This window comes from Metabacillus hrfriensis (assembly GCF_030127205.1).
GTDB lineage: Bacteria > Bacillota > Bacilli > Bacillales > Bacillaceae > Bacillus_P > Bacillus_P dongyingensis.
The window spans coordinates 219,647-234,356 of the sequence record NZ_CP126116.1 but is presented as its reverse complement, the minus strand read 5'-3'; the positions used below and the strand labels follow the sequence as shown (position 1 = coordinate 234,356).

Here is a 14,710-nt window from a genome sequence, read left to right as displayed (position 1 = left end):
TTCTACTCCTTTTAATCTCTATAGCTTTCACAGACTTTCATGTATGGTGAAACAAAAAACGCCCCATCGGGCAAAACGTTAGCTTTATAAAAGCCCGTAAACACTTAACTTTAATCATACCACTTTTTTTATCCTTTTACAACAAGCCGTAGAGATGTGATTCATTTTACGCTCATTTTATTTTGTGTCATCAGAAAGGATTCTATAACTTCAACAAGCATTGGGAAATCCTCCCCATGACATATGAGATGCTTTGAACAGGGCAGAAAACAAAGCTCCTTCTGCTCTGAAGTGATTCTTTCATAGATATATTTTGCGCTTTTCACAGGTACAATTCCGTCACACTCTCCTTGGACAATCAAAACAGGTATAGTTATTTTATCCAAGATTGGTCGAATATACCTGACAAGCTTCCTGAATTCAAGCGTAGCTGCAAGAGGTGTTTCAAGGATTTTCTTTCGGTATCTTATAAAAAGTTCATTGTTTGCGGCATTTCCTCTAATGGCATCTGCAAAGAGTTCTTTCACATCAATTAGCATCTGCCGGGGGTTAAGGTAATAAGCCGCTGCACTCAGCAGGACAAGTTTATCTATCCGGTACCTGGAAGCAAGATACGCAGCAATTAATCCGCCCATTGAAAAACCGATGATATAGACTTCTGTGCATTCTTCTAACAGATCTCTTAATTCATTTTCAGCATGGGCAATCCATTCGCTGAACTGTATTCCCTTCAGACCTGGGGTCTCCCCATGGCCCGGCAGAGTAGGCACTTTCAGCACCCAGTCTGTCTCTTCCTTCAGATGGCGGACAAGAGGTTCCACTTCATACGGGGCACCGGTAAATCCGTGAATACATAGACATCCCTTCATGTCGCTCTCTCCCAAACATCAATTTTGTAATACTGTGCCAGCTGTTGTTTTAAACAAAAAAACCCTGGGTATTTATAAAGTACCCTGGGTTACTATATTTCAAAACAAAAAGGAGCGTTCATCATGACAGTCTTAAAAGATAGTGCAGTAGAAGTATTGAGCGAATTAACCCCTTATTCAGCGGGAATCGGATTAGTTGTTTTAGTGATTGCACCATTTATTTTTTAATGAATATAAGGGCTCTTTTTATTCTGCAGCAATGGTTTGATTCAATCTTTTCATCATGCGTTTCAGGACATAAGATAATTTTGTATTTTTAAAAAACAGCTGCTTCCGCATTTTGTTCTGATTTTTTCTGCAGTTTTTAATGCCACTTTGTTTAAGGCGTCCTTCTGTCGTTTTGTTCATGCGATTTCTCTCTTAAAGAAGCGCATGAACGACTTCCTCAAGCTTCATGCCCCGTGAAGCTTTTACTAATACGAGATCCCCGGACTTTGCCGTCTGTTTTAATTGATTAATAAGCTCTTGTTTATCTTGATAGACGTGAATTAGGGCCGGATCCATTTTTTTACGGGCACCTGCCGCAATTTCCGCACCGAGTTTTCCGAACGTGAAGAGATGATGAATCTCTTTTGAATCGATCGATTCTCCTACCTCTTGATGAAACTTCACCTGCATCTCATCGCCAAGTTCAAGAATGTCTCCCAGCACAAGAATTTTTTGATTGTATCCCTGCATGTCACAGGCAAGCCTGATGGCTGCCTTCATTGAAGTCGGACTTGCATTATATGCATCATTAATAACAGCAAGATTCTCTTTTGTTTTTGTTAATTCGAGACGCATGCCCGTCATTTGGATTGTTTTTAATCCTTCACTGATTTTCTCTTGCGGCACACCTAAGAATTCTGCTGCAGCGATGGCTGCGAGCGCATTGTTAACATTATGTTTTCCGAGCACAGGTAAAAATAACTTCTCTTCACGCCCGCTGATTTTAAAGAATGTGCCGTTTTCTGTTTGCTGAATCTCAGAAGGTGAATAAGCATTCCGTTCAGACCCGCCAAATGAAATCGTTTTATACGAATAAGCTTGAACCCTTTCTGTAAGCAGCGGTTCCTCTCCGTCATAGATAAGGACGCCATCAGGCTTTAGCCCGCTGACAATTTCAAGCTTTGCTTCTGCTATGCCTTCCCTTGATCCCAGATTCATTAAATGGGATTCGCCGATATTCGTTATGATCGCAGCATCAGGCTTTGCAAGATTTGAAAGGAGTTCGATTTCACCCCTGCCGCTCATGCCCATTTCGAGTACAGCTACCTCTGTATCCTCTTTCATACTGAGGATCGTAAGCGGCAATCCGATATGATTGTTAAAATTCCCTTTGGTTTTATGTACACGGTAGGTTGTGGAAAGCAGCGAAGCCACCATATCTTTTGTGGTAGTTTTTCCATTGCTTCCAGTTACACCGATTACCTTAAGCTGAAGCTGCTCTAAATAGCTGCTCGCCAACTGCTGCAATGCTTTTAACGTATCATCAACTAATATAACAGCACCAGACGGAGGATTCGGTTTATTGCGGTCCCATAAAGTCGCAGCAGCACCTTCTTCGAGCGCTTTTCCGGCAAACTCGTGCCCGTCAAAATTTTCGCCGACAATCGGGATGAATAGGGTTCGGGCTTCAATCTTCCTCGAATCCGTTGTAATTCCATGAATGAACTCATTCTCTTTTTCTGCAGATAATCCTGAGCCGCCTGCCATCGTTTGAATGTCCAATAACGAACGTCGTATCATTTTGTTTAGCTCCTTTCAATTCCATGATTAATGATCAATATGTAGACCAAGAAACACTATTCTTAAGAATAGTGTTTCCATGCTTTCTTAAAACGTATGTTTAATTTGCTGTTTTCCTTCGTGGCGCTCAAGCGCCAGCTCAACTAATTTCTCGATAAGCTCAGGGTACTCAACACCTGCATGCTTCCAAAGCAGCGGGAACATGCTGTACGGAGTAAATCCAGGCATCGTGTTCACTTCATTGATCAAGGCTCTTCCGTCTTCTGTTAAAAAGAAATCTGCACGTACAAGGCCTGATCCGTCAATGGCCTTAAATGATTTAATAGCTAAATCTTTGATCAGAGCATATTCTTCCTCTGTAACTTGTGCCGGAATCATCATATCTGTATCGCCATCAAGGTATTTCGAATTATAGTCGTAAAATTCTTTTTTAGGTGCAACTTCTCCGACTGCAGAGCAGATTGGTTCATCGTTTCCAATAACGCCGATTTCAATTTCACGGCCGATAATGCCTTCTTCAATAATAATCTTGCGGTCATAATTGAATGCTTCATCAAAAGCTTTTACAAGGGATTCGCGGTCTTTGCATTTGCTGATGCCGACACTTGATCCAAGATTTGCCGGTTTTACAAAGCAAGGGTAGCCAAGCTCCTGCTCAACTGTCTCGTAAGCTTTCTCCGGAGATTTCTTCCAGTCATTCTTAATGAATGAAACGTATTTAGCCTGCTCAAGTCCGGCCTGTGCAAACAGGTTTTTCATAATCACTTTATCCATGCCGGCTGCAGAAGCAAGAACGCCATTCCCTACATAAGGAATATTCAGCAATTCAAGCATTCCCTGAACCGTTCCGTCTTCACCGTTTGGTCCATGCAGAAGAGGGAACACTACATCGATTTGCTCATGCTCATTGTCCGTCTTTGAAGGAAAGAGATCCTGATTCAAAGCAACCGGCGATACAGCTGTGCCGCCTTCTTTAAACTGAAGAGCAGCAACGTTTGCAGCAGGCTCCTGCAATTTTGCACCGCGGATCCATTCACCTTTATCTGAAATGTAGATTGGATGTATATCAAATTTGTTTGTATCTAAAGCTTTTATTACAGCAAGTGCGGTCTGCAATGAAACCTGATGCTCTGCTGACTTGCCGCCGTATAATAATCCGACTTTAATTTTCATGTGGATATCCCCCTAAAGAAAGTTCATCTCTTCTATATTATCATTTTCAAATCAAATTGTTATAGCCATCATGCAATTCTTTATAACATTCGAGTGACACGCCTTTTTCCGTCCGCTTTTGATTATCCTATTTTAGCTATTTGTGCTGTTATTGGTGACTCTGGTTTTTGAGCTTGTTATGAGGCTTCATTCAGGTTCTATGATTACCCAACTTCGGCTTTTCTGCTGTTTTGGAGACTCATACTGGCTCTTTGATTCCTCTAAATTCGATTTCCAGCTTTTTTGAGGACTCATACTGGTTCTTTGATTCCTCTAAAAAGTTTTTACACACGTTTTGGAGACTCATACTGGCTCTTTGATTCCTCTAAATCGGATTTCCAGCTTTTTTGAGGACTCATACTGGTTCTTTGATTCCTCAAAAAAGACTTTACACACGTTTTGGAGACTCATACCAGCCCTTTGATTCCTCTAATCCGATTTCCAGCTCTTTTGAGGACTCATACTGGTTCTTTGATTCCTCTACAATGACTTTACACACGTTTTGGAGACTCATACAGGCCCTTTGATTCCTCTAAATCCGATTTCCAGCTCTTTTGAGGACTCAAACATGATCTTTGTTTCCCCTAATTCGGCTTTCCAACTGTTTTGGAGACTCATACCAGCCCTTTGATTCCTCTAAATCCGATTTCCAGCTCTTTTGAGGACTCATACTGGTTCTTTGATTCCTCTAAAATGACTTTACACACGTTTTGGAGACTCATACCAGCCCTTTGATTCCTCTAAATCGGATTTCCAGCTCTTTTGAGGACTCAAACACGATCTTTGTTTCCCCTAATTCGGCTTTCCAACTGTTTTGGAGACTTATACAGGCTCTTTGATTCCTCTAAATCCGATTTCCAGCTCTTTTGAGGACTCATACTGGTTCTTTGATTCCACTAAATCGGATTTCCAGCTCTTTTGAGGACTCAAACACGATCTTTGTTTCCCCTAATTCGGCTTTCCAACTGTTTTGGAGACTTATACAGGCTCTTTGATTCCTCTAAATCCGATTTCCAGCTCTTTTGAGGACTCATACTGGTTCTTTGATTCCACTAAATCGGATTTCCAGCTCTTTTGAGGACTCAAACATGATCTTTGTTTCCCCTAATTCGGCTTTCCAACTGTTTTGGAGACTCATACCAGCCCTTTGATTCCTCTAAATCCGATTTCCAGCTCTTTTGAGGACTCATACACGATCTTTATTTCCCCTAATTCGGCTTTCCAACTGTTTTGGAGACTCATACAGGCCCTTTGATTCCTCTAAATCGGATTTCCAGCTCTTTTGAGGACTCATACACGATCTTTGTTTGCCCTAATTCGGCTTTCCAACTGTTTTGGAGACTCATACTGGCTCTTTAATTCCTCTAAAATCGCTCTCGACCTGTTTCCAGGATCCACCCAGGTTTTTTTGTACATCCTAACAGAGGCATTCGCTATCTGCCAAAACTCCATATCATCCTTTTTATCCAGCACTGCGCATTCAGTGACCAGAGCTCTTTACAAAGTTTATTTTGGCCTGCATAAGCAATTCGTGAATGCAAAATCCTCATTATGTATTAAAATAAAAGCAAGGAGGCATGATCATGAAGCAAATTACATCCAAAGAACAGTTTCAAGAGTTAATTACCCAAGATCAAGAGGTGCTGATCAAATTTTTCGCAGACTGGTGCCCTGACTGTACAAGAATGAATATGTTTATTGATGAAATCATTGGGGCTTATTCTAAATATGATTGGTACGAAATCAATAAGGATGAGTTCCCTGAACTTGCAGAAACTTATCAGGTAATGGGCATCCCAAGCATTCTGATCTTCAAAAACGGTGAAAAACTCGGGCATCTTCACAGCGCTAATGCAAAATCACCAGAGCAAGTAACTGAATTCCTGCAAGAAAAGCTCGGCTGAATTTTTAGAATTGACAGATTAAACAATTTTATTTATGATACAACTAATTTCATATGCTTTCTTATCAAGAGAGGTGGAGGGACATGGCCCTTTGAAGCCTCGGCAACGGATCTATACAGAAACCGTGCCAATTCCAGCAAACGTTATGTTTGACAGATGAGATGGAACTGAAAACAGCAGATTCTGCCTCTCTTCTTACACAAGAGAGGCTTTTTTATGCGGAGAGAGGAGTGTTTTATTGATGAAATACGGATTTTGGCTGCCGATCTTCGGCGGATGGCTCCGGAATGTGGAAAATGAGAATATGCCCCCGACCTACGCATATGCAAAAGAGGTCATTCAAAAGGCGGAAAAATGGGGTTATGATACAACCTTGATTGCCGAGCTTTACTTAAATGATATTAAAGGACCTGAGCACGATTCCCTCGAAGCATGGACCACAGCAGCCGCACTTGCAGCCGTGACAGATAAGATTGAAATCATGACCGCAGTAAGACCCGGTTTTCATAATCCCGCGGTTACAGCAAAAATGGCAGCAAACATCGATCACATCAGCAATGGCAGATTCACCTTAAACGTCGTATCGGCCTGGTGGGAAGAAGAAGCGCGGCAATATGGCGGAATTTTTACTGAGCATGATGCAAGATATGACCGGACAGAAGAATTCATCCAAGTATTAAAAGGGCTGTGGGAAAAAGAAACCTTCACCTATCAAGGCAATTTCTATCAGTTCAGCCAAACACATCTCCATCCAAAGCCTGTACAAAAGCCGAATCCGATTCTTTATGCAGGCGGCGAAAGCCCCCGCGGAAAAGAAACCATTGCGAGGCATTGTGATGCCTATGTAATGCACGGCGGAACGGTTGATGAAATCAGAAGCAAGATTGATGAGATGAAGAAGTTAAGAGCATCTGCTGAAGGCAAACCGTTTCAATCCTTTGGAATGGCTGCTTACATTGTGTGCAGAGATACGGATGATGAGGTTCAGGCGGAGCTTGCAAGAATCACGGATATTAAGGAATCTTCAGCTTATGCGGGATATAAAGATTTCACAACAAAATCCCAGCTTGAACAAAAGCTCGAGCTTTATGATTACTCTGTCTCCAATCGAGGATTGCGACCGAATCTAATCGGAACGCCTGAGCAGATTGCAGAAAAGATTATTCAGTATGAAGATGCCGGGCTCGACTTGCTTCTGCTGCAATTCTCTCCGCAGCTCGAGGAAATGGAACGATTCTCAACAGAAGTGATGCCGCTTGTGGAAGAAAAAAGAAAAGCGAAACTAGAAAGCACATACTCTTCATGAGTATGTGCCTTCTGGTCTTCTTGCTTCAAACGTAATGGTTTGCTCCGCGTGCACGGGCTCTTTTCCATATGTATAATCGGCTGATATCACAATGTCAATAAACCCAAGCCGCTCTAAAACCAATTTAAATTCACGTACACCGTACCATCTCATCGCAAACCTCTGCAGTTCAGTGTCTATCAGCTTGCCTTCCTGCCACTTTTCATATTTCAAATAGCTTACCGAATACTGCTCAAGGTAATTCACTTCCACCCGCTTTGATTCCATTGTAATAACATTCTGTTCGGGTGTAACCCAAGTTTTCGTCTTGACCTCATTTAGAGCTGTATCAGGCTGAAGATACAAATCAAGAATCAGCCGGCCGCCTGCAGCCAGATGATCGTAAAAGTTCTTAAGCGTCAAAATGGATTGCTTTCTGTCTTCAATCAGCAAAAAAGTCCCCGCTGGAATGATAATCGCCTCAAAGGTGCGGGGGAGTTTCATTTCGCTCATCCCCATTTTCTGCAGGACTGGAGACAGCCCCCTCTCCTCGCAGCGCTTTCTGCATGACTCGAGCATATCTTGCGATTGATCGATTCCTTCTATTTTCAGCCCATCCTGAAGAAAAGGAATATAGATTCTTCCTGATCCGGCACCCGGCTCTAAAATACGTCCTTTTACATCCTTGAGACGCTCACGGTAATATTCGATGTCTCCAAAAGAATGGCCGACCGGCTTGTCGATATCATAAACTTCCGTTGCAAGTTTGCTGTAGCTGCTGAACATGTAACCAGCCTCCCGGGTAGAATTATGTTATTATTTATAGCCTTAATCCTGTGACTCATACATAAGAAATGCGGAATCGCCCGTTTAGCTCAGGCAGACAGAAAAGTCCGGGTTTTTGCCGGATTTGTTCAGGCCGAGCGAGTTTGGCAATGGAGCTTGACATCAATGCAGAAAATTACTGCCTTATCTCATCCTATCAAACGTTTGTTTAACTCTTAAATCCTTTTTGTGCGCGGATCATTGCGCTTTACAAGATAGTAGCCGATACCTGCAAGCGCCATAATAATGACAATCGGAATAATATATGGCTCAGCAGCATATTTAATCTCGGTCCAATTCGTGCCTAGCTGAATTCCCAAATACAAAAAGAAAATGGTCCATGGAATCATGGCAGCAACAGTATAAATCGTAAATCTCCATAACGGCATCTTTCCGATCCCGGCAGGAATGGAAATGGCATGTCTCACAACCGGAATGAATCTTGCTGTAAAAATAACCCCGGCACCATATTTTTCAAACCAGGCCTCTGATAGATCCAAATGATGTTTATTAATAAATAAAAACTTCCCGAACTTTTCAAGAAAGGGTCTTCCGCCATAATACCCCATCCAATAAAGGAAAACTTGTGCAAGCGTTCCTCCTATCACTCCGGCAACAACCGCTCCCGCAAACTTAATTTGTCCAAGAGAGATTAAATAGCCGCCATAACCCAGAACAATTTCACTTGGAATAACCTCAACCATTAATCCCAGAGCAATTCCGTAATAGCCTAAATCAGCCAGAACCTCTAAAAGTGAATAAATGAATTCCTTCATATTCGCTCCCCTGCTTTGTATTTTCTATAAAGAAAACATCATGATCCCTCATGTACTCTGGATTAGAATTTAAAGTCCGTTCGGATCATACGGGCTTTACGAAGTGTGTCAAAGACAATGACAAGCGCCGGTCCTGCGAATAAACCGATAAATCCAAGAAGTTTAAACCCTATGAACAAGCTGATCAGCGCCGCTAAAGGTGTAATGCCCATACTGCTTGAAAAGATTTTAGGTTCAATGACCCTTCTGACCACAGTGATGACCAAAAAGAGAATCACCAGCCCAATTGATAAAGCTTGGTCATTTTGAAAAAATGCGTAGATCGCCCATGGAACGAGAAAAGATCCTGTTCCAAGTATCGGCAGAATATCCACAATGACTATCAAAAGAGACAAGACCACTGTGTAGGGAACTCCCAGGATGGAAAGACCTGCAAACGCCATCACAAAAGTCAGAGCACTTAAAAAAATCTGCGCTTTTACAAAACCAATACCCGCTTTATTTAATTCTTCCAGGACAAGGGTGAGTTTCTCTTTCGTTTTCTCAGTTAAACTGTCTGCAATCATTCTTTTTAATCGCGGAAGCTCAAGGCTGAATAAATATAAGGCGATTAGATAGATCAGGATTTCAAACATAAAACCAGGAAGAAAGGCGATAAAATCAAGCAAGCTGTTTAAAAAACCATTCACGCCTTCTTCAAACGATTTAAGTCCGGCTGTAAACGATTCCTCAAGTGATTGAACAACTCCTCGCGGAATGGTTTCCTGCACTTGTTCCCATTTCGTTAATGTGGGCTGAATGATGCTTGCATAAACCTCTTTAATGATTTCAGGGAGACTCGATGCAAATGACACAAATTGATCAAAGACAACCTTAACTGTAAAGTAGCCAATCATCCCCAGCAGTGCAACATAAGCTGTAAATGCGGCAAAAACGGCAAGACCGCGTCCGAATTTCAAGTGTTTTTGCAGCCTTTGCACAGCCCCATCCAGTAAGAGCGCAGTAATTAATGCGAATAGAAGAGATAGGCTTAGCGGCAAAAGGATCATGACTACAACGATCAAAATACAGAGCAAAATCCATTTTTTCTTGTTCACCTTTTCGTTTCCCCTTTTAATATATATGCGTGTTCCTTTTATTATAATCTATTAAAAGGAAATCAAGTTATATACTAAAAAAAAAAGCAAGCCACGGCAGCCTGCTTTTAAAGTTAATTATCGCGAAAAAGCTGTTTTTGCGGCGGCTTTTATCAATACAAACCAGCCTATTACCAGGAAGACCCCGCCGGCTCCAAATAAATAAGCAAAATACTGAAGGGCCTGATTGCCTGCAAACTCAAAAACAAGTTTGATAAACTCGTCGCGGACAACTGGAATGAACAGAAGGACAGCAGCCAATCCAATCGCGGCATATCCTCCTATTAAACCAAAGCGGTAAAACAAACTGCCGATCAAAAAGAAGCCGGCCAATAAGAAAAAACAGATAGCGCCGTCAATAAAGAAATTGACTAGATACAGATTTTCATATCCAAGAAACTTTGAAAAGTAATAAATCTTCAGATCTGCTCGAACCATACTTGATTCCATTCCTTCAAGCACCATGATCAAAAGAGTATGCGCAGCCGCCATAAATATAGCAAGCAAAAGGAGAAAGAGACTCGTGGCTGCATAATAATTTTTTCTGGTTGACCCCATTTTGATGCTGAACGGATACGTCTCTTTTACAGTCAGAAACCCGGCAATGGCACTGAAAATATAAACCGCTATTCCGCTTGAGACCGTCAGATTCCCACCAGTTGAAAGCTGAATGCCAAAGGAAAGAGCCATGCAGCTGATCAGGATCGTCCAGAAAATCGTGAGTGAATTTCGAATATCCAATACTTCAAACAGTAAGATTCCGCGACATTGTCTCATCATGCAGAAACCCCGCCTTTCGGTTTTGCTGTTAAATAAACCATTAAATCCTGAACCGGCACATGTTCAACCTGCAATCCAGCTTCATTAGCTTCCATGCGGTTTTCTCCGTACAGGACGGCCTGTTCCATACTTCCAAATGATTTGCGGTAAACAACGTTTTTGTTTTTTACAAATTCTGAAACGGCGGCTGAAGATCCATTGACCACAAATGATTCCTCTCTCAGTTCATCTGTATTTTTCTGCATCAGCAGCCTGCCTTCAGATACAATCAGCACTTCTTCCAGCAGACGGGTGATTTCGTCTATTAAATGAGTGGATAAAATTAATGTCCTCGGATATTCTTCGTACTCTTCCAAAAGCAAATCATAAAACTTGCTTCTGGCTGCTGCATCAAGTCCGATATACGGCTCATCAAATATCGTAATCGGCGATCTGCTTGCAAGACCAACTGTTATGCCCAGCGCAGATTCCATTCCCTTTGATAAAGTTTTGATTTTCAAATTTTCATTCAGATAAAAATCCTCAAGCAGTTTTTCAGCCGTTTCCCGGTTCCAATTAGGATAAAAGTAATTTGCAATCTTAAGGATATCTTTTATCTTTAACCCTTTTTTAAAATTTTCGCTTTCATTGATCAAACAGATTGACTCCGTTATTTCTTGATTTTCAAATGGCTTTTGGCTGTTAATTAAGACTGATCCCCCGGTAGGCATAATCTGTCCGGCAAGAATTTGCATCAATGTAGTTTTACCGGCTCCATTCCTGCCCAGCAGTCCGTAAATCTTATTTTCTTCAAGCTGCAGGGTGATGCCGTCAAGCGCTCTTTTTTTGCCATAAACCTTCGTTAATCCGCTAATGTTAACGTTCATTAAGACCGCTCCCCTTTTCAAGCATTTCTTTTAGGTCGTTTACACTGATATTCAGTTTTGCCGCTTCAGATTTCAGCGGCAAAATAAATGCTTCATAAAATTGCTCTTTACGCTTTTGAACCAGCTTCCCCTTTGCCCCTTCAGCCACAAACATTCCAATCCCTCTCTTCTTAAAAAGAATGCCTTTCTCCACTAATTGATTGATTCCCTTTGCCGCTGTTGCCGGATTAATTTGATAATGTGCCGCAAACTCATTTGTTGATGGAATTCTTTCTCCTTCCTGAACCATTCCATTGATGATGTCATCTTCAATCTGTTCTGCTATTTGCTGAAATATTGGCCTGTCGGTATCTAAAAATGGATTCATATGACCCCTCTTTCGGTTCACTTGTTAGTTGGTTAGTTACTTATGTAATCAACTATACATCTAAATGTAAAACATTGTCAACAAGAACATCCTTTTTTTAGAAAAAATGGGTTCGGTCCTAAATAAAAAAGACGATCCCTTAATGGGATCGCCTGTTTTATGATATTTTCTCAAATGTAACCTTGACCACTTTTTTGGTTTTTTCATTATATTCAACGAAAACAAGCACTTGAAACGTTTTATTCTTTTCCTTCAGCGTAAGCTTGAACGTTTCGATTGAAGTTTCTTTTTTTCTCTTTTTTCCTACGTGCAGGTAGTCTGTGATTTGAGCACCAGGGTATTTTTCCATGGTCTTGCGCATAGCAATTCTTCCGTACTCTTCATAAGAAAGAACTTTAGTTTCTGCATGCGCATGAACAGAAAACGCGGTCGTACTTCCTGCCAAACAGAAAATCAGTAAGATGTTCAGCCAGCTCTTCATTTTTACAATCCCTTCTTTCTTTTTGGCTGTGTTCGCAAAAATTGTTGTTTTCAATTTCACGTTTATCAGGTCATATCGTGCTCTTTTCTTTATAATCTTTCGAAGTTTTTCTGTCAGGGTGCGATTTAATAAACAAAATACAAATGAAAAGCAACAATCTTTTAGAAAAGAGCCTTCTTTTTCATAGGGTTTGTAAATGAATGAATTCTATGCAGACATCTCTTTGATCATAAACACTTGCTCCGCTTTTTCAATGAAACCCTCTTTTTCTAAGATTTCATGGACCAGCTGATTGGATTTCGATAGATTGACAGCCGTCCTGTTAATCTCTTCTGTGTTTGAAAATGCGAATGCTTCATGAAGCAGCGTGCGCAGAACAGCTTCTTTCTCTTGATGTTCAGGATGTGCCTCACATTGAAATAAAAGGATTCCTGATAGCGCTCCATCATCATCATATTTCCGTTTTGACAGGGCAAAGCCAATGATTTCACCCTTTTCGTCTAATGCAAGAATGGATTCACCGTCCCTTATGTTCTGCCACTGCACCTGCCAAGGCGTAAGCTTGTTATAAAAAGAGACATCCTGTACGTCCCTCGGCTTTTTAACCTGGACACGGAATCTGCCTTTTGGTTCTTCGAACTTTAGAGGAGCTGAAAGACCAAGGTGTGCAATCCGGTCCACAACCTGATAGCCCATTTTTTCATAAAGCTTTATCGCACGATCATTATGAGAGACGGCTTCAAGAGTAGCAGTGTCTACATTTTCTTTTTCATAAATAGACAAAACCTCTTCCATCAGCTTTAACCCGACCCCTTTGCTTCGGTACTCAGGAGCAACACCTGTACCGCCATTCCATGCTATTTTTTTGCCGTCAATGGTTCTGATTCCATTCAGAACCAGTCCAACCGGCTTTGAATCGTGAAAAGCTACAACAGATAATGCCGGCGAAAGATTTTCAAGCACCATTCGGTTAAAAAAATTCTCAAGGGACAGCGTCATATCAAAGTAATATCCCTCAAAGCCTTTATTCCATGCGGTTAAAGCTTCTTCAAGCGTACATTGAGACAATCTCTTAATTGTGATCATACCGCGCCCCATTTCTCATTAGCTTCCCAAAATTCATCTGCTAATACACCCATTAGGATATTGTCGTGAAACTCCCCTTCATAAAAAAGCTCTCCCCGTATAACGCCTTCCTGCTTAAAGCCTAATTTCTCATAGGAGCGTTTTGCTCTTGCGTTGTAGTGATAAACATTTAGTCCTATCCGGTATAATCCCAAATGGTGAAAGCCATGCTCAAGGATTAATTTCATCGCTTCAGTGCCAAAACCATGTCCGCGATGCTTTTCATCGTTCAGGGCAATTCGTACACTTGCATTCCGGTTTAAGAGATCGATATCCATCAGGGCAAGATCTCCTATTGCTTCATCTGTTTCATTCCGTACAATCACAAGATCCATTCGTGTTTTATCCAGCGCAAAGCTTTCATAAGCCTGCTCTATTTTCTCCATTGTAAAAAACGTTTGTGTACCAGTAAGCCTTCTAATCTCTTTGTCCTGCACACTTTTAAAAATCATCTCGAAGTCGTCTTTTCTAAAAGGACGCAGGTATATATTTTCTCCTTGTAAAAACCTCATGCAGATCCCCCTTTTTCTAAGTACATGAAGATCATTTCTTCTAAGGCACGGATTTGTTCTTGATAAGGGTAATTCCTGCCTATTACTGAATAGTGAAGACAAATGCCGTCTATGGTTCCCCATACCATAGAAGATATGAGCGATGGATCCGTCTCTTTGTTGAATTCATTCTGCCTTATGCCTTCTTCGATGATTTCAACAAGCAGCACTTGATAAACGTCGTCATACCGGTCTGTCATGACTTTCTTAAGTTCTTCATCACGGCCAGAATGAATCCAGAATTCAAGGTGAACACCGATCATTTTCTGCCACTTTTGAGATAGCTCAATTTCCGCATAGTTTTTGAAAAACTGGTGAAGTTTTTCTTTTGCAGTTCCTCTCTCTAGAAAACTTCTTTTCAGTTTTGCGATATTCTGCTCTGTCCGCATCTGCATCAGCTGAAGGTAAATTTCTTCCTTGCTTTTAAAATAGTTGTAGATTGCGCCTTTACTTAACCCAGATTCAGCAACAATATCGTCTATTGTTGCAAGCTGAAATCCTTTTTCTCCAAAAGCCTTAAGGGCACTTTCCAGGATATGGCGTTTCTTTTTTTCCTTATATTCATCTGAAACAATTGGAGCCACCTTTACACCTCCTTAAAAACCGACTATATAGTTTATTTTATTCCACTGTTAACGGTAAATTCAAACAATTTTGAAAAAATGTTTGTTAAATCTACCATTTGACTTTTACACAATAACCCCTTAATGTAGGAAAGGTCATTTTTTAAAAACACACATATATC

Annotated in this window: 16 protein-coding genes and 1 riboswitch; of the genes, 2 read left to right on the top strand and 14 right to left on the bottom strand. The window is 41.1% G+C overall.

Features of this window, described 5'->3' with window-relative positions; all coding sequences use genetic code 11:
* Positions 1-161: 161 nt before the first annotated feature.
* The 4 genes from QLQ22_RS01305 to QLQ22_RS01290 all read right to left on the bottom strand — a co-directional run bounded on the left by QLQ22_RS01305 (position 162) and on the right by QLQ22_RS01290 (position 3,830).
* Positions 162-869 carry an alpha/beta hydrolase gene (locus QLQ22_RS01305; RefSeq protein ID WP_223439013.1) on the bottom strand — a complete coding sequence of 236 codons (708 nt, stop codon included), beginning with the start codon at positions 867-869 and terminating at the stop codon, positions 162-164.
* A gap of 246 nt (positions 870-1,115) precedes the next feature.
* Positions 1,116-1,277 (bottom strand): hypothetical protein, encoded by a 162-nt coding sequence (locus QLQ22_RS01300; protein WP_284015864.1) that lies wholly within the window; start codon positions 1,275-1,277, stop codon positions 1,116-1,118.
* A gap of 12 nt (positions 1,278-1,289) precedes the next feature.
* Positions 1,290-2,657 (bottom strand): UDP-N-acetylmuramoyl-tripeptide--D-alanyl-D-alanine ligase, encoded by a 1,368-nt coding sequence (locus tag QLQ22_RS01295; protein ID WP_223439012.1) that lies wholly within the window; start codon positions 2,655-2,657, stop codon positions 1,290-1,292.
* A gap of 87 nt (positions 2,658-2,744) precedes the next feature.
* Positions 2,745-3,830 carry a D-alanine--D-alanine ligase gene (locus QLQ22_RS01290; protein ID WP_284015863.1) on the bottom strand — a complete coding sequence of 362 codons (1,086 nt, stop codon included), beginning with the start codon at positions 3,828-3,830 and terminating at the stop codon, positions 2,745-2,747.
* A 1,622-nt stretch (positions 3,831-5,452) separates the two neighbouring features.
* On the opposite strand from QLQ22_RS01290, the gene QLQ22_RS01285 reads away from it, so the two are divergent.
* A complete protein-coding gene (locus QLQ22_RS01285) occupies positions 5,453-5,773 on the top strand; it encodes a thioredoxin family protein (RefSeq protein WP_252207885.1) in 321 nt (106 codons plus the stop codon).
* A 58-nt stretch (positions 5,774-5,831) separates the two neighbouring features.
* Positions 5,832-5,936, top strand: a riboswitch (SAM riboswitch).
* A 78-nt stretch (positions 5,937-6,014) separates the two neighbouring features.
* Positions 6,015-7,079, top strand: coding sequence for an LLM class flavin-dependent oxidoreductase (locus tag QLQ22_RS01280; protein WP_284015862.1), 1,065 nt, complete (start codon positions 6,015-6,017; stop codon positions 7,077-7,079).
* Here QLQ22_RS01280 and QLQ22_RS01275 read toward each other — a convergent pair.
* The 10 genes from QLQ22_RS01275 to QLQ22_RS01230 all read right to left on the bottom strand — a co-directional run bounded on the left by QLQ22_RS01275 (position 7,074) and on the right by QLQ22_RS01230 (position 14,549).
* Positions 7,074-7,844, bottom strand: coding sequence for a class I SAM-dependent methyltransferase (locus QLQ22_RS01275; RefSeq protein ID WP_284015861.1), 771 nt, complete (start codon positions 7,842-7,844; stop codon positions 7,074-7,076). The two genes, QLQ22_RS01280 and QLQ22_RS01275, sit on opposite strands and share 6 nt — an antisense overlap.
* 215 nt (positions 7,845-8,059) lie before the next feature.
* Positions 8,060-8,659 carry an undecaprenyl phosphate transporter UptA gene (gene uptA / locus QLQ22_RS01270; protein WP_284015860.1) on the bottom strand — a complete coding sequence of 200 codons (600 nt, stop codon included), beginning with the start codon at positions 8,657-8,659 and terminating at the stop codon, positions 8,060-8,062.
* Between the two features lie 62 nt (positions 8,660-8,721).
* On the bottom strand, positions 8,722-9,756 hold the full coding sequence (gene ytvI / locus QLQ22_RS01265) for a sporulation integral membrane protein YtvI (protein WP_223439006.1): 1,035 nt from the start codon (positions 9,754-9,756) through the stop codon (positions 8,722-8,724).
* A 117-nt stretch (positions 9,757-9,873) separates the two neighbouring features.
* Positions 9,874-10,575 carry a hypothetical protein gene (locus QLQ22_RS01260; protein ID WP_284015859.1) on the bottom strand — a complete coding sequence of 234 codons (702 nt, stop codon included), beginning with the start codon at positions 10,573-10,575 and terminating at the stop codon, positions 9,874-9,876.
* Positions 10,572-11,441, bottom strand: a complete 870-nt coding sequence (locus QLQ22_RS01255) for an ABC transporter ATP-binding protein (protein WP_284015858.1) — start codon at positions 11,439-11,441, stop codon at positions 10,572-10,574. Before QLQ22_RS01255 ends, QLQ22_RS01260 begins: the two co-directional genes overlap by 4 nt.
* Positions 11,431-11,808 (bottom strand): GntR family transcriptional regulator, encoded by a 378-nt coding sequence (locus QLQ22_RS01250; protein WP_223439003.1) that lies wholly within the window; start codon positions 11,806-11,808, stop codon positions 11,431-11,433. The genes QLQ22_RS01255 and QLQ22_RS01250 overlap by 11 nt, the downstream gene beginning before the upstream one ends.
* Before the next feature lie 157 nt (positions 11,809-11,965).
* Positions 11,966-12,289, bottom strand: a complete 324-nt coding sequence (locus tag QLQ22_RS01245) for a DUF3889 domain-containing protein (protein ID WP_284015857.1) — start codon at positions 12,287-12,289, stop codon at positions 11,966-11,968.
* Between the two features lie 207 nt (positions 12,290-12,496).
* A complete protein-coding gene (locus QLQ22_RS01240) occupies positions 12,497-13,375 on the bottom strand; it encodes a GNAT family N-acetyltransferase (protein WP_284015856.1) in 879 nt (292 codons plus the stop codon).
* Positions 13,372-13,926, bottom strand: a complete 555-nt coding sequence (locus tag QLQ22_RS01235) for a GNAT family N-acetyltransferase (RefSeq protein ID WP_223439000.1) — start codon at positions 13,924-13,926, stop codon at positions 13,372-13,374. Before QLQ22_RS01235 ends, QLQ22_RS01240 begins: the two co-directional genes overlap by 4 nt.
* Positions 13,923-14,549 carry a TetR/AcrR family transcriptional regulator gene (locus QLQ22_RS01230; protein WP_223438999.1) on the bottom strand — a complete coding sequence of 209 codons (627 nt, stop codon included), beginning with the start codon at positions 14,547-14,549 and terminating at the stop codon, positions 13,923-13,925. The genes QLQ22_RS01235 and QLQ22_RS01230 overlap by 4 nt, the downstream gene beginning before the upstream one ends.
* Positions 14,550-14,710: the final 161 nt, after the last annotated feature.